The organism is Paraburkholderia panacisoli, from assembly GCF_008369935.1.
Taxonomy (GTDB): domain Bacteria; phylum Pseudomonadota; class Gammaproteobacteria; order Burkholderiales; family Burkholderiaceae; genus Paraburkholderia; species Paraburkholderia panacisoli.
In genome coordinates this window covers 49,237-69,553 of the sequence record NZ_VTUZ01000050.1, presented here as the reverse complement: position 1 = coordinate 69,553, position 20,317 = coordinate 49,237, and the positions used below count along the sequence as shown (strand labels likewise).

General features: G+C 61.0%; 17 protein-coding genes and 2 pseudogenes. 5 read left to right on the top strand and 14 right to left on the bottom strand.

Translation table 11 applies throughout. From position 1 onward, the window contains the following. Positions 1-182: 182 nt before the first annotated feature. Positions 183-1,205, bottom strand: coding sequence for a cytochrome P450 (locus tag FVF58_RS42410; protein WP_246217453.1), 1,023 nt, complete (start codon positions 1,203-1,205; stop codon positions 183-185). A 95-nt stretch (positions 1,206-1,300) separates the two neighbouring features. Beyond that, positions 1,301-1,948 carry a TetR/AcrR family transcriptional regulator gene (locus FVF58_RS42405; RefSeq protein ID WP_246217452.1) on the bottom strand — a complete coding sequence of 216 codons (648 nt, stop codon included), beginning with the start codon at positions 1,946-1,948 and terminating at the stop codon, positions 1,301-1,303. Between the two features lie 58 nt (positions 1,949-2,006). Here FVF58_RS42405 and FVF58_RS42400 point away from each other — a divergent pair. Then, positions 2,007-2,153 (top strand): annotated as a pseudogene (locus FVF58_RS42400) (hypothetical protein); the annotation flags it as partial. Between the two features lie 50 nt (positions 2,154-2,203). On the opposite strand, the pseudogene FVF58_RS42395 reads toward FVF58_RS42400, so the two are convergent. The 4 genes and pseudogenes from FVF58_RS42395 to FVF58_RS42380 form a co-directional block, all read right to left on the bottom strand. After that, positions 2,204-2,847: pseudogene (locus FVF58_RS42395) on the bottom strand (trimeric intracellular cation channel family protein). Beyond that, on the bottom strand, positions 2,844-4,112 hold the full coding sequence (locus tag FVF58_RS42390; RefSeq protein ID WP_149675600.1) for a M20 family metallopeptidase: 1,269 nt from the start codon (positions 4,110-4,112) through the stop codon (positions 2,844-2,846). Before FVF58_RS42390 ends, FVF58_RS42395 begins: the two are co-directional and overlap by 4 nt. An 850-nt stretch (positions 4,113-4,962) precedes the next feature. After that, complete coding sequence (locus FVF58_RS42385; protein WP_149675599.1) at positions 4,963-5,226, bottom strand: hypothetical protein; 264 nt, start codon at positions 5,224-5,226, stop codon at positions 4,963-4,965. Continuing rightward, positions 5,223-5,645 carry an NUDIX hydrolase gene (locus FVF58_RS42380; RefSeq protein ID WP_149675598.1) on the bottom strand — a complete coding sequence of 141 codons (423 nt, stop codon included), beginning with the start codon at positions 5,643-5,645 and terminating at the stop codon, positions 5,223-5,225. Before FVF58_RS42380 ends, FVF58_RS42385 begins: the two co-directional genes overlap by 4 nt. Before the next feature lie 1,019 nt (positions 5,646-6,664). Here FVF58_RS42380 and FVF58_RS42375 point away from each other — a divergent pair. Then, positions 6,665-8,143, top strand: a complete 1,479-nt coding sequence (locus FVF58_RS42375) for an MEDS domain-containing protein (RefSeq protein ID WP_188131116.1) — start codon at positions 6,665-6,667, stop codon at positions 8,141-8,143. Positions 8,144-9,619: 1,476 nt separating this feature from the next. On the opposite strand, the gene FVF58_RS42365 is transcribed toward FVF58_RS42375, so the two are convergent. From FVF58_RS42365 to FVF58_RS42340, 6 genes are all read right to left on the bottom strand, one after another. After that, on the bottom strand, positions 9,620-10,570 hold the full coding sequence (locus FVF58_RS42365; protein ID WP_149675595.1) for a VOC family protein: 951 nt from the start codon (positions 10,568-10,570) through the stop codon (positions 9,620-9,622). A 167-nt stretch (positions 10,571-10,737) separates the two neighbouring features. After that, the gene (locus tag FVF58_RS42360; RefSeq protein ID WP_149675594.1) at positions 10,738-11,847 is read right to left on the bottom strand and encodes an FAD-dependent monooxygenase; all 1,110 of its coding nucleotides are present in this window, start codon (positions 11,845-11,847) and stop codon (positions 10,738-10,740) included. Positions 11,848-11,985: 138 nt separating this feature from the next. After that, on the bottom strand, positions 11,986-12,984 hold the full coding sequence (locus FVF58_RS42355) for a fumarylacetoacetate hydrolase family protein (RefSeq protein ID WP_246217451.1): 999 nt from the start codon (positions 12,982-12,984) through the stop codon (positions 11,986-11,988). Between the two features lie 177 nt (positions 12,985-13,161). Then, a complete protein-coding gene (locus tag FVF58_RS42350) occupies positions 13,162-13,647 on the bottom strand; it encodes a PaaI family thioesterase (protein ID WP_149675593.1) in 486 nt (161 codons plus the stop codon). Then, on the bottom strand, positions 13,640-14,635 hold the full coding sequence (locus FVF58_RS42345) for a fumarylacetoacetate hydrolase family protein (RefSeq protein WP_223191211.1): 996 nt from the start codon (positions 14,633-14,635) through the stop codon (positions 13,640-13,642). Before FVF58_RS42345 ends, FVF58_RS42350 begins: the two co-directional genes overlap by 8 nt. Continuing rightward, positions 14,632-15,495, bottom strand: coding sequence for an ABC transporter substrate-binding protein (locus tag FVF58_RS42340; protein ID WP_149675592.1), 864 nt, complete (start codon positions 15,493-15,495; stop codon positions 14,632-14,634). The genes FVF58_RS42345 and FVF58_RS42340 overlap by 4 nt, the downstream gene beginning before the upstream one ends. A gap of 176 nt (positions 15,496-15,671) precedes the next feature. Here FVF58_RS42340 and FVF58_RS42335 point away from each other — a divergent pair, with 176 nt between their 5' ends. Next, the gene (locus FVF58_RS42335) at positions 15,672-16,232 is read left to right on the top strand and encodes a cupin domain-containing protein (RefSeq protein ID WP_149675603.1); all 561 of its coding nucleotides are present in this window, start codon (positions 15,672-15,674) and stop codon (positions 16,230-16,232) included. Then, on the top strand, positions 16,229-17,158 hold the full coding sequence (gene kce / locus FVF58_RS42330) for a 3,5-dioxohexanoate:acetyl-CoA acetone transferase (RefSeq protein ID WP_149675591.1): 930 nt from the start codon (positions 16,229-16,231) through the stop codon (positions 17,156-17,158). Before FVF58_RS42335 ends, kce begins: the two co-directional genes overlap by 4 nt. Positions 17,159-17,213: 55 nt before the next feature. Here kce and FVF58_RS42325 read toward each other — a convergent pair whose 3' ends face one another. Further along, positions 17,214-17,897 (bottom strand): TetR/AcrR family transcriptional regulator, encoded by a 684-nt coding sequence (locus FVF58_RS42325; RefSeq protein WP_149675590.1) that lies wholly within the window; start codon positions 17,895-17,897, stop codon positions 17,214-17,216. Positions 17,898-18,210: 313 nt separating this feature from the next. Here FVF58_RS42325 and FVF58_RS42320 point away from each other — a divergent pair, with 313 nt between their 5' ends. Next, the gene (locus tag FVF58_RS42320; RefSeq protein ID WP_246217450.1) at positions 18,211-19,383 is read left to right on the top strand and encodes an MFS transporter; all 1,173 of its coding nucleotides are present in this window, start codon (positions 18,211-18,213) and stop codon (positions 19,381-19,383) included. A 161-nt stretch (positions 19,384-19,544) separates the two neighbouring features. On the opposite strand, the gene FVF58_RS42315 is transcribed toward FVF58_RS42320, so the two are convergent. Further along, entirely contained in the window at positions 19,545-20,240 is a 696-nt protein-coding gene (locus FVF58_RS42315; RefSeq protein WP_149675589.1) for a TetR/AcrR family transcriptional regulator, read from the bottom strand. Between the last annotated feature and the right edge of the window lie 77 nt (positions 20,241-20,317).

The window sequence follows — 20,317 nt, the reverse complement described above, 5'->3', positions numbered from 1 at the left end:
AACCGCCAAAGCAAATTCCGTCGCTGGGGCAGGCCGTCCTGTGGATCGCCATGCTCGGCGGTTATCTGAATCGCAAGCATGACCACCCGCCCGGCCCCACAGTCATGTGGCGCGGGTTCCTGACACTGCATGAGATCACGAAGATGTATCGCCTCTTCAGGCAAAACGAATAGCATGATCAGCTAACTTGTGGGTAATCCTGAGCCAAAGGAGAGATGGTCTATTGGGTTGCGCGTCACGTCGAAGACTTCAGGGTCCTTGTAATGGCGCGGGTCGTGGTTGCCTGCTCCCAGAATGATCGCAATGCGCGAGCCGCCCGGGATCTTCACGTTCCCCACCTCCACGTCTTGCGTCGCAACGCGACTCCACACATGGACCGGCGAGTAATAACGCAGCACCTCGTTGAACGCTGAGGGAACCAGCGAGAGATCGTCACGAACCTTGGCAAACTCTTCGGGAAAGCGCCCGAAGAGAGCGACGGTGTTGCCGATCGCGGCAAGTGTCGTGTCAAGGCCAGCGCCGAGATATTGGTGGATGATGTGGCGCGCGGCGCCTTCAGGAACTATCCCTTTTCTCTCCGCCTCGAAGACACCCCAGCCGACGGAGCCGGGGGTGAGCGCGTCCTGAGTGATCTGTGAGCAGTGGCCATAAAGTTCACCCGCGACGGGAAAATTCTCTGCAGTGCGCTGATTCATCGGCCCGATAACTTCCATCGCGGCCTGCCCCCAGCGGAGCATATTCGCCCTGGCCTCACCCTGGAAGCCAACGAGGTCGGCGACAACCCCGATCGGAAAGCGCCGGGCGATGTCGTCGATCGCGTCGAAGGACGGTCGCTTGACCAGGCGGGCGACAAGTGCCTGCGCATTGGCCTTGATCTGCTCGCCTAGACCACGCAGTGCCCGTGGCGTGAGGTTCTCGGAAAGGGCAGCGCGCAGCGGGGTGTGCTCCGGCGGATCGGAAGCAAGCGAGGTTCCCTGCAAAGCCCGGTTCACGCCGTCGTTGAAGCCGACGCCTTGAGCGGACGAAAATCGCGTCGGATCGGCCAGCGCATCCTTGATAACGTCGTAGCCGGTCAGGGCGTAGAGTTTCGAGTGCGTGAGATAGACGACTTCGCCGAGTTCGCGCAAGGCCCGATAGGCCGGGTACGGATCGACGAGCACATCGTCGGCCCAAAGGTCGATGCCGGATTGGGGGACGCTAGTCACAGGCCATGCTCCACGTCGTTGATCATGGCCTGCATTATCAATTTCGCTTTACATAGTGTAAAGCCAAAGGATACCTTGATAGGGTAATCCCTGGATCAAGGTGCGCCTAGCAATTTCCACCACAATTCGGTCAGCACCTCGAGCGCCGGTTCGGTGGTCAAATCCAGATCGCCGCGCATCCATGAGAGCGCGGTTTGGTCGAGCGCGACAAAGGCCAGTTCACCGCGGAAATGCCGCGTGTTCGGCTCATAGCGGTTGGCTGCATCAAGACCTTCGCGTATGTCTGCCACCACCTCTTCAATCCAGCCGCGAAGCAGCGCACGCATTTCAGCATCGACAGCGGAAGCCTCGGTTGCCGCCAGCACATAAGGTTTGATCAACGGCCAGCGCGCAGCCTGGTCGCGCAGCCAGCCACCAAGTTTTTCGCGTGAGCCTTCGCGCACCACCGCCACTAGCAAGCTCGCGGTGGAGTTGCGACCCGGTTCCTCACGCCGCTCAAGGATGCCGTCGAGTTCGTGTATCAAGGCGCGCATCAGTTCGCGGCGCGACTCGAAGTGCGAGTAGAAGGTGACGCGCGTGGTCTTGGCGGCGGCAGCAATGTCATCGACTGTAGTTACCACGTAGCCGCGCGAAACGAACAAGTCGAGCGCCGTTGAAAGGATGCGCTGTCGAGTCGCTTCCTTCTGAATTTCTCTTTGGTTTTTGCGTTCCTTTGTCATGGCGGCAACGATAACGCCGATCATTGATGCTCGACAACCCTCACTTATCGATCACAAGAAAATCTTAGGTGGGAAGTCAACCGCCGGCCTCAAGACGGTCGACGTCTTCGTCGACCTGGGCGAACGCAGAATGGTCGGAGGCCAGGAGGACATGATCATCGACGTCGCGCTGGACCTGCTGAAGCAACAGGAGCCCGGTGCACATCGAGATCGGGTGGACGTCGCCTGAAGCGCTCGTATGCCGCAGCGGCCCATACAGGTCGCCGTGCCGCGGCACGCCTATTCGTCGTCGCGAATCCCACTGGCGCCTCGCCGACGAAACACCGGCAAGCGCCAGCCGAAACGAAGCGAAGCGAGCCGAATTGCGACGCACAGGAAAGTGGCCAACCATGGCGTCCACCATTGCGTCCAGTGCGCGTAGGAGAATAGAACCTGCGCGCTCGCGCCGACAAGCGCGGCCGACGCATAGATTTCGCGATCCAGGATGGCCGGCAGACGAGAAAGCGCAATGTCACGCATGACACCGCCACCGACCGCGCTCACGATCCCTAGCAAAATAGCGAGTTCCGTGTTATGCCCAAAGCTCAGGGTCTTTTGCGCACCGGCCGCCGCGAATAGGCCGAGCCCGATCGCATCGAAAAAAGGACGGGCTGTCGCAGACGGCGGACAGGCGCGTACGCGAGAATCGCGATCACGGACGCGAGCAGCGCAGCGACCAGATAGCGCCAGTTCGAAAGTCCCGCCGGCGGAATCGCGCCAATGCAGACATCGCGCACGATTCCGCCACCGCACGCCACCATGAAGGCGACGGACACGATGCCGAACAGGTCGAGTCGCCTTTGCCGCGCGGCGACGGCTCCGCTGATGGCGAACGCGAATGTCCCGATCAGATCGAGCGCGAGATAGGCGGCGTGCGAATTCACGCCGATACGTCTCCCTTGCTCAGCCACGCTCCCGCCGCGCATAGCATCGCCTCCAAGCCCGTACGCAGCGTGCCGTCGAGCACCGGAGCGAACTTCGGCGAATGGTTGCTTGGAATCTCGTTGAGCTTTTTCTCTTCCACCGCCTTTTGGAACAAGTCTGGATCCGTCCCGCCGATGAACCAGAATGCATACGGAACGCCCCATTCGCGTCCGAAAATGCTGAAGTCCTCGCTTGCCGCCGCCGGCAGAGTTTCGTAGGCACGCTCGCCGAAGTGTGTATCGAAAACTTTGCGCACGCGCTCGCTCGTCTCCGCGTCGTTTATCGTCAGCGGGTAGCTCGAAAGCGTCGTGAACTCAGGCTCGCGTGGCGCATTGGAGGCTGTGCATTCCGCACAGCAAATGCGGCGGATTGCGCCGAGCATGTACTCACGCACGTCTTCGTCGAAAGTGCGCATGTTGAGCTTGAGCGTCGCGTCGTCGGGGATGATGTTTTCTTTCGTACCCGCTTGCAACGCGCCAATGGTCAGTACAGCGCTGTCGCGCGGTGAGATTTCACGTGAGACGATCGTCTGCAGACGCAGCGTCGTCGAAGCCGCCATGATGACCGGGTCGATGGAAGTTTGTGGCTGTGAACCGTGCGAGCCGCGACCAAAGAGCTCGACCTTGAGACTGTCGCCTGCAGAGAGAATCGTGCCGCTTCGATACCCGACCGTGCCCGCAGCGCCCACCATCACGTGCTGCCCGAATATCACGTCGGGTTTCGGGAAACGCGTCGTCATGCCGTCGTCGATCATGCTGCGTGCGCCACGCGCCACCTCCTCGCCGGGTTGAAAGACCGCCATCAGCGTACCGCGCCAGCCATCACGATGCTCGGCCATCAGACGCGCGATGCCCATGAGCCACGTCACGTGCATGTCGTGTCCACACGAATGCGCGACACCAACCTCGACGCCCTCCTCATCTTTGGCTCGAACGGTGCTCGCGTACGGCAACCCCGTGGCTTCGGCCATCGGCAGCGCGTCCATGTCCGCGCGCAGCATCACGATTGGACCATCACCGTTGCGCAGAACGGCCACGACGCCCGTCGCGCCGACTTCGCGCGTGACTTCATAACCGAGCTTTTCTACGTAATTCGCAACGATCCCCGCAGTGCGGACTTCCTGCATCGACAATTCTGGATGCTGATGCAGATCCCTGTAGATCGCCTCGAGTTCGGGCAGCAGCGAGTCGATGGACGATGCCATCCCTTTGATCAGTGTCGACATCGACAACCTCCGTAAAGACGATGGCGCGCGCCGCGGCGGCCGCGAGACCCATGACGACCCAGTCGGACCGGCGGCTAGCGGCCGAATCGACTGCCGCAAATCAGAAGACCGGCCTGGAGAGCGGGGTCATCGCAAGCTTGAGCCTTGGACAAGACTCGCCGTGGTACCAGCTGGCGAAGCAGCATCCCCTCCTGACAAGTGGCATCCCGCCAGCCATCGATTTGCCTACAGCGGCAAGACGGTAGAAGAGCACAAAGGTACCGTAGTCTCTGTAGCGGAAAACCTGCAAGGATTTGTTTGCGAAGAAATGCGCGATACTGGCCCTCCGTGCAGGAGGGGTGGAGTTGCGGAAGCTTGACCCACGGTATCCGGCGCCGATCGTGCCATTGATCGGAATGGGTCAACTTACTGTCACCGAAATGCTTCGGATCAGGTGAGGATCGCACGAAATCGGTCGCGTAGTACTCGGGGCCAATAGAGCGAATAAAAAACCAGAAGGCGCCTCACGAACGAAGACGCCCGAATGTGGTTAAGCCGAACTAACTGCGCGCATGGATCGTGCGTCACATTCCGGAGCAATGCAGCCATTCCAGTGGCAGGTTTGCTCGCTTGCTGAACGGCCGGTTGTGGCCGGTAGTACGGGTTCACCCACCTCGCCGAAAAGCGGCCGTTGAAGACTCCAACGTCGTCTCTGCGGAACTCTCATCGAAGGTGCTATCGGCCACGAAGAGACAGTCGTCCGGCACCACCGAATGGCCGATCATGGCGCCATGGCAGCCATCTAGAGCGGCCGGGAATCGGATGGACGAATGCCAGGTTTCCTGCGCGGCATGGGCATCTGAGCACAGGGTTACGAATTGAACAAGTCATCGACAATACGTCGTCCCGCACTATAGCCGCCCATGAGCGCATCGGCTTCACTGAGAAATGGCTTGCCTTGGGACTCGCCAAAACGCAGCGGCGAGAACACGGCGACAGAGGCACCGGCCTTGCTGATCCTCACGACCGCCACAAATCCGACGCTGGTTGTCCCGCTGCGAGCGGCCTTCCAACTAAAGTCAGTCTCGACGGCCACCTCAATGTCGAATCCGTGATAGTGATAAGTGCGGCTCATGGGGTCAACAGGTCCACCTGCTCCGACATCCGCCGGGCGTCGTCCGGCCTCACAACGCCGATGTGTCGGAAGAAAAGCTCCACGATGCCACGCGTAGGCACACTCGCGGAAAGCGTCGCAATTTTGACCGGCGCGAACCAACTGCACTTCGCAATTTCGTTGCTGGGCTGTGCGGTCAGGTGAGGCCCCACGTCAGCAAAGAAGACATGGTGCTGCGTGTTGAAGCCGTTAAACTGGAAAAGATACATTAGTTCGTCTGCGACGAGCGTGGTTTCTTCTTCCAGTTCCCGCAGCGCGGCTTCATGGGGCGCTTCGTCCCGATGGATTCTTCCGCCCGGTAGCGCCCATCGCGACCTTTCCCTCGCAACCAGCAGAATACGGTCGTCCCGAACGCACAGAACGCTTGCCCTGTCTTTCATCCTCTCCCTGCCCGCTAGCTTGTATGAGCCTACCCAGGCCAGCGTTGGTCCAACGCCGCCCAACCATGACGCGGTATTTTAAGCGTTGTCTAAATGCCGCGCAGTGCAGGCGCGCATCCTCGACGGCCGTTGCAGATCGATCTGAAACCAGACCTGCGAGAAGTCGTTCTGTGCGACAGGAGCGGGGTCGACTGCCACCGATCGCCGAAGGGCAGAGTCCGGCTGCCGATTGCGGCCATGTAACGTCGGGGAAAGTAGATGCGCATTGCACCAGGCGGCACGCGGCCAAGCCCGGCGTCGACCCGCGCTAACCGTCACACTCTGTCATCCGGCGCTCAAGCTCGGCAATATCCTTCGAAGCTGCGAGGTATTCATTACAGCGGGTCCCGTGGGCATTTTGCAGCCAGCGGTCGAGACGTTCTAATAGGAGAATGAAAAGCATACGTATACACGGTTCGGTTGAGGGCTATTTAAGGTTTCGCCAGCCGTTGTGCATGCAGACGCTCTTCTGGCACTGCACGATATGTCCTGATCATGAATAGCTATCCGACCGCGTTCCCTTGAGGTCAAAGTATGTGACGCGGGCGACTCATATCCAAGTGAGTGGATGCATCGCAGCATGCCAAGCGTACGGCGTTTCATGCCACCCCGAGCGGCTATTCCTTTGGGGTTTGTTGTCGCGTGGACTGGCAGCACCGGGGAGATATTGCCTGGACGTGGCCAGCGAAGTGGATGGTCGACACGCCGCCATTACCGCCACTACATGCGTATTACGAATGCACTTTTTCAACACCAGGAAGCGGCTAGGGGAAACCACTATTCTTCCAAAAGAGCCCGTCCCTTATTTTGTTCTTCTGTTGATTCCGGCATAACCAATCGACGGCGGCGGTTCCGCTTCCCTGCCCTCAGTCCACGACTGCCGGATATGACTGCCATGTACGGTTACATTCATTTCAAACGCGCAACCGCTTTCGTCAACTAGCGCGATGGTTCTTGGTCCACGTATTTTCAGGGAAACGATGACCACCGGAACTCGTAAAAGCGGTTTTTCCTCGCTTGACCCCATCTCCTGGGGCACCCATCTGTGTCACTTCTACGAATCACGAGGCGAATTACTCAGTGTCACGGCGAAATTCCTGCACGCCGGACTGGCCAATCGCGAAGCCGGCGTATGGGTCGCGCCGGCGTTGCTGGGACCGGACAAAGCTCGCCATATGCTCACGCGGGCGGCGCCCGCACTCACTGAATACGTTGACTCCGGCCAGTTGCAGATTCTCGATGGCGCGCAGCTGTATGCACCGCCTAAAGCAGGCTTCAACGGCGGCGCCACAGTGAGCTTGTGGTCGGCGGCGATCAACGACGCGCTGGGGCGCGGCTTCGAAGGGCTGCGGGTCGCGGGCGACGCTGTCTGCAACGAAAACACCGATTGGGCCGCTCTCGTTGACTATGAAGCGACGCTGAAACAGCAGCTCGCCGCGCGTCCGATCATCGGTTTATGCACGTACTGCGTGCAGCAGTTGCGCGCGGCTCAGACCCGGGAAATCGAACGCCTGCACGATGCGACGGTCGCACCGACCCCTCCTGAACCCGCGGAGCGGCCCAACATGAAAGTCGGCCGGCGGGCCGAACCGGTTGCGCGACAGCAGGTCTCCGCGGTCAGCGAGCCGACCGGCGAGGAAAGTCAACGACCAGCTATCGGGCCGATGATCGGCCATGAGATTCGCAATGCAATTACGCCGCTCGGCCTGCTTGCCCGTCTGCTGAATACGCAGTATGGCCACGACGATCAGCTCACGCGGTATGCACTGCTGCTGTCGCGGCAAGCAAACCTGCTGGGTCAGTTGGCCCAGCAGTTGATGGCGCCCGCCCATGCGCAGCGTGCGAGCCCGCCGGAGCCTGAAGGCGAGGCGCCACCGGGACTCGCCGCGGACACGCGGACGGCGCATCCGGCGCACGTCAACGTCGACGATCTGCTCGTGCATTGCATTCAGGTGGCCGAAGCGGGTGTCCCCGAGCATGCGCCTATTCAACTGACGGAAAGCGATGCGTCACTCCTGGTGCAGGGCGACTTCAGCAAGCTGACGCAGGTGTTCGTCAACGTGATGGTGAACGCGCTCAAATATTCCACGGCAACGGATACCGTCACGGTGATGGCGGCTCGCGCTGGGCGCTACTGCTATATCAGCGTGCGCGACAGTGGCGTCGGCATCGCGCCGCGCGAGCTCGCGGCGATCTTCAAGCCGTATGCGCGCGGCCTCGTAGGTCGTGCGCTGGGTGTCAATGGTCTCGGGCTCGGGTTGTCGGTGGTCCGTGAGATCGTTGCGGACCATGGCGGCACTGTCGAGGCCTTCTCCGAAGGCACTGGCACGGGTTCGGAATTCGTGGTGCGCCTGCCGCTTGCGAAAGTGTCCGTAAGCGCGCCGGTAGCTAAGGTCACGCTCGAAGCAAAAGTCTGCGGCGAGGTTTGCGCCGCGCCGGCCGACGGCGGCACCAGATAACGCACCTCAAAGGTTACGCAGGCCGTTGCGCGACTGCCCGCAGTCCACTCAGGCCGTGCAAGTGCAGTTGCGCTCGAACGCCAGGCTTCTGCTTCCGTGTCCACCTCTGCCGGTTCTTCGTCGAACGCTTGCGTGTGGTCCACCGAACGGCTTAACGGTCTCGGCATGCATTATTGGCGAGGATCGCGATCGGCGGCCTGTCCGGTCCTGAGGTCGCAACGGACACCGGAGCATTAGCTCCGAACGACTGGGAGGGGTCGTGAGTACGCGTTCGCTGACAACAGCATCTGACATTCGTGGATACCGAGATGGGAACGGCAGGACAGTGCCTTGAAGCTGCCCCACGGGCAGCGGCACCTGAACGTCAACTATGGCCGAAAAGCACTGATATGTCATCGGGCAGGTTTCCGAGCGAAGCCGACACCAGAAGGTCAACCGATGATCGAGTCGAGCGACGGCTCCCGGCCGAATGTATGTCGAACTGTCTCATAAGCCGCACCGGCTCGCTCATCGCTAACCGGATAGGCGTCGGTGTGCTATGACTTCGGCTATCACGCTAGCCGCAGTCGACGTACAGAAAATCGCAATACAGGAATTCTGACTGGCCAACGCGCATTCTCGCGCGTCGGCTGACGGTGACCATCTGTTTGATGTCATTGACACGGATCGATTCCTTCAATTCGCTGATCCGTTCATCGGTCGCGCGACGTGGATTGCGCTCATGGACCACGGCATCGGTCATCCTTAGCCGAATCGTCGAAACCATTGTGTGACGGGAGGCACCAGGAACCCGCGCCTTCGCATCGAGCGCGCTGCGCGGCCGGGCGCTGCGTTCTTCCGCAACTCCCCGACCGCGCCACCCTGTGTCATGCCTGCGGGGATTTGGGGGAGACAGAGGGGCACACAACTAAAATGAAAAGGATCCGAATTACCCAAAAATCCATGTCACCACTGGGCGGAAGGCAGCCGACTCGCACTGCCGGCCGGAATGCCCCCGCCAGGTTTGCCCCCCCTCTTACGGATCGCCTTCTACCCATCACCCTACCCACACTCCGCCCTGCCTCATCGTCACAAAGAGTCTCCCAGTCCGACATGGGTTCGGACATCATCGCTCGCGCAGAGTACGCTGAGATACGTTCCGTCTTCGATCCGCAAAGCAACGGATTCAAGCCTCTGCCCAACGCATGGGCCGAGCACGCATAGCCCCTCATCAAGCGTGAATCTGGCACCGTGTCCGTGGCACCCGATGTAGTTCATGTCGTGACAGAGATACGCGTGCTTTCGCCATGGCAGTGGCGCCCCAGGCCAGTGCGGGCATGAATTCCAGTAGCCACGTAACAGTGCGTGCTGGCGAATGACGAAGATGTCGTCAACGCCCTGCCCCCGAAGATCGAAACCGCGCGCTCCCACCAGTGGGAGCGCGCTAAGCTCGCAAAGACGGATCCAACGGGAACCACCGGTGCCCTCCATCGCGTATTACGCCTGGCCTGGATCAGAGGATGGCCGCGGACCACCGGGCGCCCATTTCTCGCGCCATTGAAGCAGGAACTCCTGCGCCAGATCGGCATGCGCGGGGGCGACGCGTGGCACCCACGAGTCGTCGTGAAGGTCCATGTCGGCGTCGTATTCGATGTGACATGCGAACGGCGAGTTGAAATACCAGAACCAGTTGGAACCAAACTGGTGTCGGCCCGGCCCCCAATACGATTCGTACCCTTTGGCGGCGAACGCGCTACCGGCACGCATTACCTCCGTGGGGCCGCCCAGGTGGAACGTGAAATGTTCGCAGCCCTGCATGAACGGTGGTGTCTGAATCAGGAAGAGCGTGTGGTGATCGAGCGTGCCGGCGGGTCTCAGGAACGGGCCCATTCCGATGAACTTGTCGCTCAGCCGGAATTGAAGCCGCTTTACATAGAATGCCTCGGCCTTCTCCGTATCCGGCACGAAATAGACGACATGCGACAGCGTCCTGGGACGCGGAGGCTCATCATCGCCACCCGAGCGCGCACCCGTGACATTCACGCCACGTCGCGCGTCGCCAGGCGCATTGACCAATTCGGCCGGGAGCACGGACTCGCGTCTTACCGTAACCTGAAAGCCGAGCACGAAACCCATGTCATCTACGGACTCGAGCGAGCCATCGGCCAGCACTTTCACCTCGCGGTCTTTGCGCAGTTCGCTCGCGATTTCATCGAGCGTCGCCTGATCTGCCACGCCGTAAATGGTCTTGCGCAACTGGTTCGATGTTGGAAATGGCCACGCCGGCAGCGACGGGTCGTCTTTCGCGCGAACGACGACGCCTGTCCCATCGATGGCTTCAAATCTGCCATTGCCCGCCGGTGTCAGTCCATAGTCGACGAGAAACTGTGTGCAGTTGTCGAGGTCTTCGACTCCGAAAACCAGTGTGTCAGGTCCCAGGATTTTCATCGTAGTTATCCAGTTTGATGAAGCGGTCTCGTGAAATACGATACGGGGTGTATGTCTATGTGCCGGCCGGACCATGCATGCAGCCGCCGAAACGTACTGACGCAGCCCGGACGCGAATCGCGCAGGACAGGTTCCGGCAGTGCCGCGCGCGACCCCGCCGTCCAGGCCTAGATGGACTCGCCCAGATAGCGGTAGGTCTCCAGCAACAGGGCGGCCGACCGGTCCTTGTTGCCCGCCGGGTCTTCCTGCTCGTTCAGGCAAAGCTGCAGCGAAGCGTCGTAGATCCTTTTGACCCGACTGAAGCGTCGGCTGTCATAGCCCGCCAATGCCTCGTCGACGGAATTGCTGCTGGCCAGACATTCCGCCAGCACGACGGCATCCTCCACGGCCATGCCGGCGCCCGACGTCATCTGCGGCGTCGGAGCGTGCGCCGCATCCCCCAGCAGGACCACTCGCCCCCGATGCCACGGAGCCGGTACCAAGGTAATGTCCAGGGGACGGAAAATGACCTGCGACGGTTCGGTGATCCGATCGAGCGCATCGCGTATCGCGGGTGCGTCGAATTCGGCGAGGCGCTCGCGGATCAGCACATGCGAACGATCTTCGGCGATCCGCAATGGCTCCCGGCTACTTTCGAGGTAGAACATGTAGCAGCTTTCCTGCGAGGTCGGAAAAATACCCAACACCTTGCCTGCGGCCGTCCGGTAGAGACAGAATCCGTCCGCTTCCGCAGGGCGCGGTGCATTGAAGCGCCACACGCTTTGACCGGCGAAGCGCGGTTCGGAACCCGTACCGAAGACGCGTTTTCGCAGTCCTGAATAGACGCCATCCGCGACGACGATCAGATCATAGGAAGCCTGGCGACCGCCGGAGAACTCAACGTCGACGCGCTCGCCCCGCTCGGTCAGATCCTGTACCGTGACGCCCTTCTCGAGCACTGCGCCGCTTTCCTGCGCTGCGGTCTCAAGAATACGGGCAAGCTCCGGCCTGCGGATGCCGCAACTGGGAGGCGCCGGGTGCGTGTGCAGCAGATGCCCTGCGTCATCGAACTCCTTGAAAACGGCAAACGGCATGCCGCTTTCCAGACAGGGTTTGGCGAGGCCGATTCCCTCGAGTGCCCGCATCGTGTTGTGCAGCAAACAGATGCCGGCGCCCGCGGTCGGCCGCTCGGGCTTGATATCGATACAGTGAACGTTCAGCCCCTGCCGGGCGAGTGTGATAGCCGCCGTCGCGCCACCGATTCCGGTACCAACGATCAGCACGCGTTTGCCTTTCATTCTGAGTCTCCTCTCTTTATTTCAGTGACGGAAAGGATCGCTTCAACCACCGCTGAAACTGCGGATATGCGTCAGTCTCTCCATGTCCGGCCGATTGTAATGTCGATGGCGTGAAATCCTTTCTGCGCTGCGAACGGCTTACATGAACGGCCTGCGCCGCTCGGGCCACCAGGTTTCCTGCGCGCGCTTTGCGATGCGATTACGCAATACACCGACACCCGATACGTCGAGTTCGATCACGTCGCCGGGCTTCACGCTGCGTCCAAGCTCCAGCGCCGAACCATTGCCCATGGTCCCGGAGCCGATGACATCACCTGGCTGTGCATGGTCGCCCAGCGAGACATAAGCGATCAGTTCCTCCGGTGTCCAAAGCATCTCCGACGTATCGCCTTCGCCCCACGTCTCGCCGTTCACGCGCACCGACATGCGGATATTGTCGAGCCGCGGAAACTCATCGATAGTGGTGATCCAGGGACCGATGCCGTAAGCGAAGTCCTTGCTTTTGGTGGGGCCCATGCCAATCGCAAACTCGTTGCCCTGCAGATCGCGCGCGCTGAAGTCATTGAAGATGGTCACGCCAAACAGATAGGAACGGGCGACCTCCGGCGTGATGTTGTGCGCCTGCCGGCCGACGACCCAGCCGAGTTCGAGCTCATAGTCCAAACGCTCGGAGCGCATCGGCCATTGCACCTCGGCTTCGTGGCCGATGACGGTCCACGGCGAGCCCTTGAAATAGCCGGGCACTTCGAGAAGGGCCGGAGTCGGGCTGATGTTCATCCTCTCATGGAACTGTCGAATGTGCTTCGAGAACGTCAGCCCGTCACGCACGACGGACGGGTCGCAGGCGGCGCCCCAGTGCAGGCCGTCCATCGCGAGCGACGCGTCGTCACCGTACTTCGCTGCCGCCTCGGCGGCGGTGTCGAGAAAGCGTTGACCGAGGGCGATGGCAGCCGACATGCTTTCGGGAAACACCACCGACGCGTAGCGCAACGCGGCTTCGCGGGTTGCGCCCTGCGCCTGCAAGCGCAGGGCCTCGGCCGCGCGCAGATCGATGACGCGGCCCTGCTCCGGCAACACCATGCAGATGCGGTGAACCGGCCCATCCAGACCTTCGACCACAAACCGACCCAGCTTCATTTCGTTCTCCATGTGACAGATTAACTGGCATCTATAATGAAACTGAACGTATCGTTTTGTCAATGCGCGGACGGCCAGGGATATCGCTCAATGACAGCCGCGAGGCACTGTGTACCGCGTGCTCACGACGTATTGCACAGATGCGGCGGAAACGGGACTGACGCGGGAATGACCTGCTCAGTTGCGCACGTCGAACACGGCGAATGACGCGGTCGCACTGGCAACGCAGCGCGCCCCCGCTCCGTCGTACAACTCCGCCTCGAGGAACGCTATACGGCCGCCGAGCCGCTTCACGCGTGCTTCCACGGTGAACGCGCCGGCATGCGCTGGTTCGAGCATGTTGACCGTGAGACTGATGGTGGCGCAGGTGCGGCCGTGAGGAAGTCTGGAGAGCAACGTGAGCGCCATGGCAAGATCGAGCATCGATGAAAGCGCGCCGCCCGACACCACGCCGTTGCCCTGCAGGGACTCACGGGGCGCAGCAAAGCCGATCGACAATGCGCCGTTGGCACCGCCCAGCAGGGTCGCCCCAAGCCACCTCAATGCCGGGTTCATCTCGAGCGGCACATCGCGCAGCCCGACCGTGAGGACTTGCTCGATGAAGGCCCGATCCGGATTGTCGGGTTGTGCTGCACGATCAGTCGTTGCGTAGATGTCAGCCATGCCGTGCTCCCGTGCAAACCTGGCGTTGACGGCCCAGACCTTCAATCTCTGCCTCCATCACGTCGCCCTCACGCAGGAAGCGGTTGTAGTGCGTGCCATTGCCGGCTGGCGACCCCGTGCAGATGATGTCGCCTGGCAGCAAGCGCGAGTACCGCGAAATGTATTCGATCTGCCTCTCGATGCCGAACAGCATGTCGGCTGTCGTTTCGTCCTGCATGACCTGCCCCGAGACGGTCAGCCGCATCTTCATCCGATGCGGATCCGGCACGAACGCGCTCGGAACGAAGTACGGGCCCAGCGGCAGAAAGCCTGGCTGTCCCTTCGAGCGCAACCAGTCGGTGCCCAGCATCTTGTAGTCGGTTCGGGGAATCAGATCGCGGGCGGATATGTCATTGACGATGGTGTAGCCCGCTACGTGATCGAGCGCGTTGTCGCGCGAAATCTGGTAGCCACCGCGGCCGATGACAACGGCCAACTCGAGTTCCCAGTCAGGTTGGGTCGTTGTGTCGGGCAGTACCAGCGGATCGAATGCTCCCGAAACTGCGGAGACAGGCTTGGTGAACGCATAGGGCTCACCACGCGTGACCCGTTCATCGAGCATGTTTTCTGCCCACTGCCGCAGTTGCGCGTCATTCATCCCTTCGGGGCCGACCTTGGCATCCACCGTCAGATCGACGACGTGCTTGCGGTAGTTGGCGCCCGTGCAGAAAATCTGACGTGGCAGGTCGATTGCGGGATGCGTGCGCAGCTCCGAAAGCTCTTGCCAGTCGACGTCCTGTACCGGGATGCGGCTCGCAAGGTGCTCAAGCGCCACGCGGCTCGCATCCCAGTTCTCGAGCAGTTCAAGCACAGTGGAAGCACTGGCAAGCATGCTGTCGCCATGCTTCGCCGCGAGATCTTCCAGAGACGCAACGCGATCGTTCATGACAAAGCCAACGAACCGCACACCGTCCTGCGCGGAGAATGTCCCCAATGCATATGGCTTCACGCCTTTTCTCCAATATGTTCACGAATCAGTGAATCGTCGACGAGCGACGCGTAATGGCTATCCCGACCTGCCAGACCGAGCGCCTGGCGATGCGCAACAAGAAGCGCCACCCCTTCAGATGTCGGACGTAACGACTCAGGATTGAGCGCAATCATTGCGTCAGCCGCTGCTGTTTGCAGACCCGTCGCAACGACTGCCTGGCGAGCCAGTTCGGGACTTGTATGAACCGCCTGCCGGGCTCTCTCCAGATCCTCCAGCCACGCGCCGACCAATTCACGCGCCCGGCTGTTGTCCGTACGCATGACGATTCCCTGGCCCGGGAACTCGGGATAGCTTTCCTGTACGCTGGAAATCCTGACAAAGCCTGCTTTCAGGGCCATCGCGTCGAATGGAGGGCCCAGGAGCGTGGCCACACCCTGCCGGGCCAGTAGCGCCTCCAGTCTTTCCTGAACACCTCCCGCGGGCACCAGACGATATTCATCAGCGCCAATCCCGGCATCAGCAAGCATCGCTCGCAACGCCGTGACAAAGCCGTTGTCTGTTGCGTCGACGAGGATGTCAGCGCCCCGAAGCGAACTCACGTTCGACCGGCCGCACCGCGCAACCAGTGTCAGCGGCGTGGTCCGCTCGATCTGTGCGACAACGCGCAAGTCCTGCGGCCCCAAACGCCGGTTCCATCCGATGACGTTATCCATCGACGTCACCACCGCATCGACCTCATCCGCGACAAGCGCATGGAATTGCTCGTCCGACGAGCGGTTGCGGGTTGCCCGCGTCACTATGGCGTTCTGGTCCCGAGCCGCGACCATCGCGAGCAGGGGCGGCACGAACCACATCACGCGGATCGTTTGTGTGTCCATTGTCCCTCGTTCCTTTGCAGTCAGGTTTCATAATTACAGAACGTATCGTTCTGTTTTGTCAAGCCGAAATAGAGGTCAGTTGCTGCGCGCATGCCGAGTCTTGTCCCTATTGACACCACCGCTGCGTCGTTTAAATATACGATACGCCTCGACTCGTTAATGGAGACAAAGTGGAAATGACGGCAGACAAGGTTGATGCACGCAGTGCGGTGGTCGATGATTATCCGCCCGTGCGACGGATCATTACCGACACCAATGCGGACGGGAAGTCCTACTTTCTATCCGATGCGGCAACACCGAACAGGACGGCCCGCCCCGGCCTGCCGGTCGCCCATGTACTGTGGGCAACGGGCGAAGCGCGCGCGCCCGGCTCGGATCCCGCGCCAGCCGGTCACGCGTTTGACTTTCATTCGCGAGGCGGATCGCTGCTGCGCATCGTCGACTTCCCGCCCGATGAAACGTACGACGAGACCCAGCTGAAGCAGTTTCTCGATGCGAACGGCGTTCGCGACAACAGCAACCCGCGGCACTTCTGGTTCCATAAGACAGAGTCGCTCGATTACGCGTTTGTGCTTGACGGCGAGATCTGGGCCCTGCTGGACGAAGGAGAAAAGCTGATGCGCCCGGGCGACGTTTTGATCCAGCGGGCAACCAACCACAGCTGGGCGAACCGCTCCGGCACGCCCTGCAGAATGGCGTTCGTGCTGCTTGATCTGATCGAAGGAGAGCCTCTGTGAGCAAGGCAATCATTACGTGTGCCGTGACGGGGGGAGCCCACACTCCGTCAATGTCCGAGTTCCTTCCCGTCACGCCGGGGGACATCGCGGCCGAGTCAGTCGCCGCCGCCGATGCCGGCGCCGCCATTATTCACCTGCACGCCCGCAATCCCGACGATGGTCGCCCCTCGGGCGACCCTGAAATCTTCAGGCGCTTCGTGCCTGCCATCAAGTCGTCGACCGACGCGATCATCAATATCTCGACGGGCGGCGGCGGACCGCACATGTCGATCGAGGATCGAGCCGCGGCAGGTCGCGCACTCCGGCCGGAGATGTGCTCGCTGAACATGGGCTCCATCAACCTTGTGCTCTCCGAGATGGCCGAGCGCGAGCGGGAGTGGAAACATGACTGGGAAGTGCCCTTTCTCAAAGGCACGCGCGGGCTGATCTTCCGCAACACCTACGACGACATCGAATGGATTCTGGAACACGTCGGCAACGCCGGCGGCACGCGCTTTGAATTCGAATGCTATGACGTCGGCCATCTGTACACGCTGCAGTACTTCCTCGAGAAAGGGCTCGTCAAACCACCGCTATTCGTGCAGACGGTATTTGGGCTGCGCGGTGCAATGGGCGCACACGTCGAGGATCTGCTTCACCAGAAGCGAACCGCCGACCGCCTGTTTGGCAACGACTACCACTGGTCTGTGCTCGCTGCCGGCAAGCACCAGATGCCTATCGCAACGATGGCGAGCGTGATGGGCGGCAATATTCGTGTCGGTCTGGAGGACAGCCTTTACATCGGGCGCGGGCAGCTCGCTCGCAGCAACGCCGACCAGGTCCGCAAGATCCACCGGATTCTCGACGAACTGGGCATTGAAGTAGCCTCGCCAGATGAAGCACGACAGATGCTCGGCCTGAAAGGCGCTGACCAGGTCAACTTCTAGCTGGCAGGCCCCTTCGTCAGCGGATCTGAGCGCGTCAAGCGGACGCGACCACGCGTTAGCGTGTGGCAACCGGGCTTTCCGCCGGGGTGCCGCACGTGAGCGCGCCCAGTGCGGCAAGATCGGGCGCCTGCGCACCGAGCAGCGTGTAGACGTAGTTGATGTGCTCCTGCGCGAAGCGGTCGTCGAGGGGTCCAGTACCCGTTAGCAGGCGCATGTACACCGGCGCGTACAGGAGCTCCGCCAGGGTCTCGATGTTCTCGGGAGCGCGTATGCGATCCACCACTCGCCATTCTTCGAGCACTTCACGGACAAGCGCGCGGCGGCCGTAATGGAACCGCTCACGGAACTTGCGGAGTACCGCAAGATCGGGCTGGCCTTCGGCGATGATCTGCGCAACGATCCGGCCGGACCAGCCGGAATATTCGTGAATCAGCGACACCAGATGCGATGCGATAGCCTGACCCGGCGGCAGGTTGCGCGGCATCGGCGTTTTGACTATGTGGTGCTCCATAAAGGCATCTATCACGACCAGCGCCTTGGAGTCCCACCAGCGATATATGGTCGCCTTTCCCACTCCCGCCTCCCTCGCAATCGCCTCGATCGAGACCGACTGGACCGTGCGGGTTTCGAGCAGCCGGATGGTCGCCGCGAGGATCTGCGTACGTGTGCCCTCGCTGCGTGGCCGCCCAACCCCGCGCGCGAGCAACGCTGCAGCGGAACCGTGGATGTCTCTTTTCATTGGCAAGACTGATGAACATTGAACAGCGCTGTCATGACAGCTTCATAGCGATTCCACCAGCGCTTCGGATCGCAAGACGTGGTGCTAAATAATAATACACTTCGTATCATAATTTTCATCGCCCTCTGCTATCCCAAAGTGGCACGACGCCGTCGTAAGCAACTCCGCCAGCGCTCGCTTCGACAACATTTGATGAAGCCGTCGACGTTCGGGTTTGACCCAATTTCAGCAACGGAAGTCACGCTTATTATATGTATAAACGATACCATCCGTTTCGTATATAAATTAAGGGGGCTCAGCCCCTGGAGACACTATGAACAGATCGATTGATGGCCTCAAAGGCCGGAGCTCCCTTGTGCTGGGTCACTGCGCCGGCATGATCGATGTCGTCGCGCTACCAGTATGGGTGGGTATCGTCCTGATCCGGTACTACGGACTGGACCCCCAGAATGCCGGCGCGCTAGCCACGTCATTCCTCGGAGCGGTGGTCGCGAGCAGTCTGTTCATCTCACCGCGGATAGGACGTATTCGTGGCACGATTGCCGCCCCCGCGGGATTTGCGCTTGCGGCAGCGGCGTTCTTCTGCATGACACTGACGCGGGACTATCCCGTTCTGCTTGCACTGCATGTCGCGGGTGGACTCGCGGTCGGATGCGCGCTCTCTCTCACTCACTCCGCGATCGGCGCGAGCCCCAATCCACATCGCCTGATTGCCGCCGGTTTTACGGCGCTTAGCGTTCTCTCGCTGGCGTTTCTGGGTGGAGTACCACGAATGGTGTCGACGCTCGGCGGGCAGTTTGCCTTTCTCATTCTGGGCGCGATCATGCTCACTGCCGCCCTGGCTGGACTGGTCGGCTTTCCCGATCGCCCGGCGCCGGCTTCACGCGACGGCATGCCAGCCGTACCGGAGCGGCTGTCTCGTAGCGTATGGTTTGCCATGGTCGGGACCAGCCTGCTGACGCTAAGTCATTCGATGATGCTCAGCTTTCTCGAGCCGATTGGTCTCGCCCATGGATTTGGCGCGGGCCAGATCATGAACGTGCTGCTTGCAATCGGCGTGGTCAACCTCCTGCCGGGACTGCTCGCCGCGCTGCTGGAGCGCAGAGTGTCGGCCCATGCGGTCATGATCGCAGGGCCGGTCCTGCAGGGCGCACTCGGCTTCACGCTCACCCACTCGACGTTTTTTAGCCTGTACGCTTTTGCGGCGATCATCTTCCCGACCGTGATGATCTTTACTCACACGTTCGTATTTGCCTTTCTCGCGCGAAATGACCGGTCCACAAGAGCCGTGGCGGCGACTCCCGTCATGGCGATGACTGGGTCTGCGATCGGCCCAATCCTGGGCGGCGCGGTGGCTCGTCACGTGGGATATGAAAGCATCGGCTGGACCATCGTCGTGGCGGCGACAGCCAGTGCCGTCTGTTTCTGGCAGTCCGCGCGTCGTCCGCATGCTGCACCGGTCCCCTCTGCCGAGGCTGCACAGTAGCCCGAATCGCGCAGTTGGGAACGAGCCAGAAGTAGACGATGGCTTAATTGTTCTGCGTGCATCGGCCACTGATCACCGATGCACGATCGACCCGCCCTGCGCCGCACCCGCTCATCTCCGCCGGAAATACGTTTCGATCCGCAGCAGGGCAGCCTACCGACTCACCGCGCAGCGGCCGCGTTCCTCCTCGCTGCAGGTTTCTGCTTTTTCTGTGGGTCACCGGCTTTCACGACGTCCGGCAACTCGACACCGAGCAGCGTATAAACGTAGCTGATGTGCTCACGCGCAAAATGGTCGTCGAGCGGGCCATTGCCGAGCATCAGGCGCATGTAGACCGGCGCATAGAGGAGTTCGCCCAGGGTCTCGATATTGGTCGGAACAGGAATACGTGCAGTACTGCGCCATGCTTCGAGCATTTCCCGCAGCAGCGCCCGGCGACCATAGTGGAAGCGCTCGCGGAATTCGCGCAGAACGGCGGGATCGGCCTGCCCCTCGGCAATGATCTGCGCGACGATCCGCCCGGACCAGCCCGCATACTCGCGGATCAGCGACATCAAATGCATCGCAATGGCGTCACCCGGCGGCAAGCCGTGCGGCATTGGCGTCTTGACGATGTGATGCTCCATGAAGGCATCGATTACGACGAGCGCTTTCGAATCCCACCAGCGGTAGATCGTTGCCTTGCCGACGCCTGCCTCTCTGGCGATTGCTTCAATGGAGATGGACTGGATGGTGTTGGTATGAAGCAGCCGGACCGTCGCCGCAAGAATCTGCGTGCGGGTCTCTTCACTGCGCGGCCTGCCGACGCCTCGCTCGGCGACGGGTGCGGATACGGGAAGCTGAGCGTTTGTCTTCATGGGCTTGGCGGACGGTCCCGAACGGTATCACCGTAATTATAAGACACATCGTGCCTTAATTACCGCCAGTTCGGGAC

Excerpts from the sequence above, each read along its gene's own strand:
- FVF58_RS42365 (WP_149675595.1), bottom strand. The coding sequence starts at position 10,570 with ATGAAAATCCTGGGACCTGACACACTGGTTTTCGGAGTCGAAGACCTC.
- FVF58_RS42340 (WP_149675592.1), bottom strand. The coding sequence starts at position 15,495 with ATGGACACACAAACGATCCGCGTGATGTGGTTCGTGCCGCCCCTGCTC.
- FVF58_RS42320 (WP_246217450.1), top strand. The coding sequence starts at position 18,211 with ATGAACAGATCGATTGATGGCCTCAAAGGCCGGAGCTCCCTTGTGCTG.
- FVF58_RS42325 (WP_149675590.1), bottom strand. The coding sequence starts at position 17,897 with ATGAAAAGAGACATCCACGGTTCCGCTGCAGCGTTGCTCGCGCGCGGG.
- FVF58_RS42360 (WP_149675594.1), bottom strand. The coding sequence starts at position 11,847 with ATGAAAGGCAAACGCGTGCTGATCGTTGGTACCGGAATCGGTGGCGCG.
- FVF58_RS42375 (WP_188131116.1), top strand. The coding sequence starts at position 6,665 with ATGACCACCGGAACTCGTAAAAGCGGTTTTTCCTCGCTTGACCCCATC.
- FVF58_RS42350 (WP_149675593.1), bottom strand. The coding sequence starts at position 13,647 with ATGGCTGACATCTACGCAACGACTGATCGTGCAGCACAACCCGACAAT.
- FVF58_RS42390 (WP_149675600.1), bottom strand. The coding sequence starts at position 4,112 with ATGTCGACACTGATCAAAGGGATGGCATCGTCCATCGACTCGCTGCTG.
- FVF58_RS42335 (WP_149675603.1), top strand. The coding sequence starts at position 15,672 with ATGACGGCAGACAAGGTTGATGCACGCAGTGCGGTGGTCGATGATTAT.
- FVF58_RS42315 (WP_149675589.1), bottom strand. The coding sequence starts at position 20,240 with ATGAAGACAAACGCTCAGCTTCCCGTATCCGCACCCGTCGCCGAGCGA.
- FVF58_RS42385 (WP_149675599.1), bottom strand. The coding sequence starts at position 5,226 with ATGAGCCGCACTTATCACTATCACGGATTCGACATTGAGGTGGCCGTC.
- FVF58_RS42380 (WP_149675598.1), bottom strand. The coding sequence starts at position 5,645 with ATGAAAGACAGGGCAAGCGTTCTGTGCGTTCGGGACGACCGTATTCTG.
- FVF58_RS42355 (WP_246217451.1), bottom strand. The coding sequence starts at position 12,984 with ATGAAGCTGGGTCGGTTTGTGGTCGAAGGTCTGGATGGGCCGGTTCAC.
- FVF58_RS42405 (WP_246217452.1), bottom strand. The coding sequence starts at position 1,948 with ATGATCGGCGTTATCGTTGCCGCCATGACAAAGGAACGCAAAAACCAA.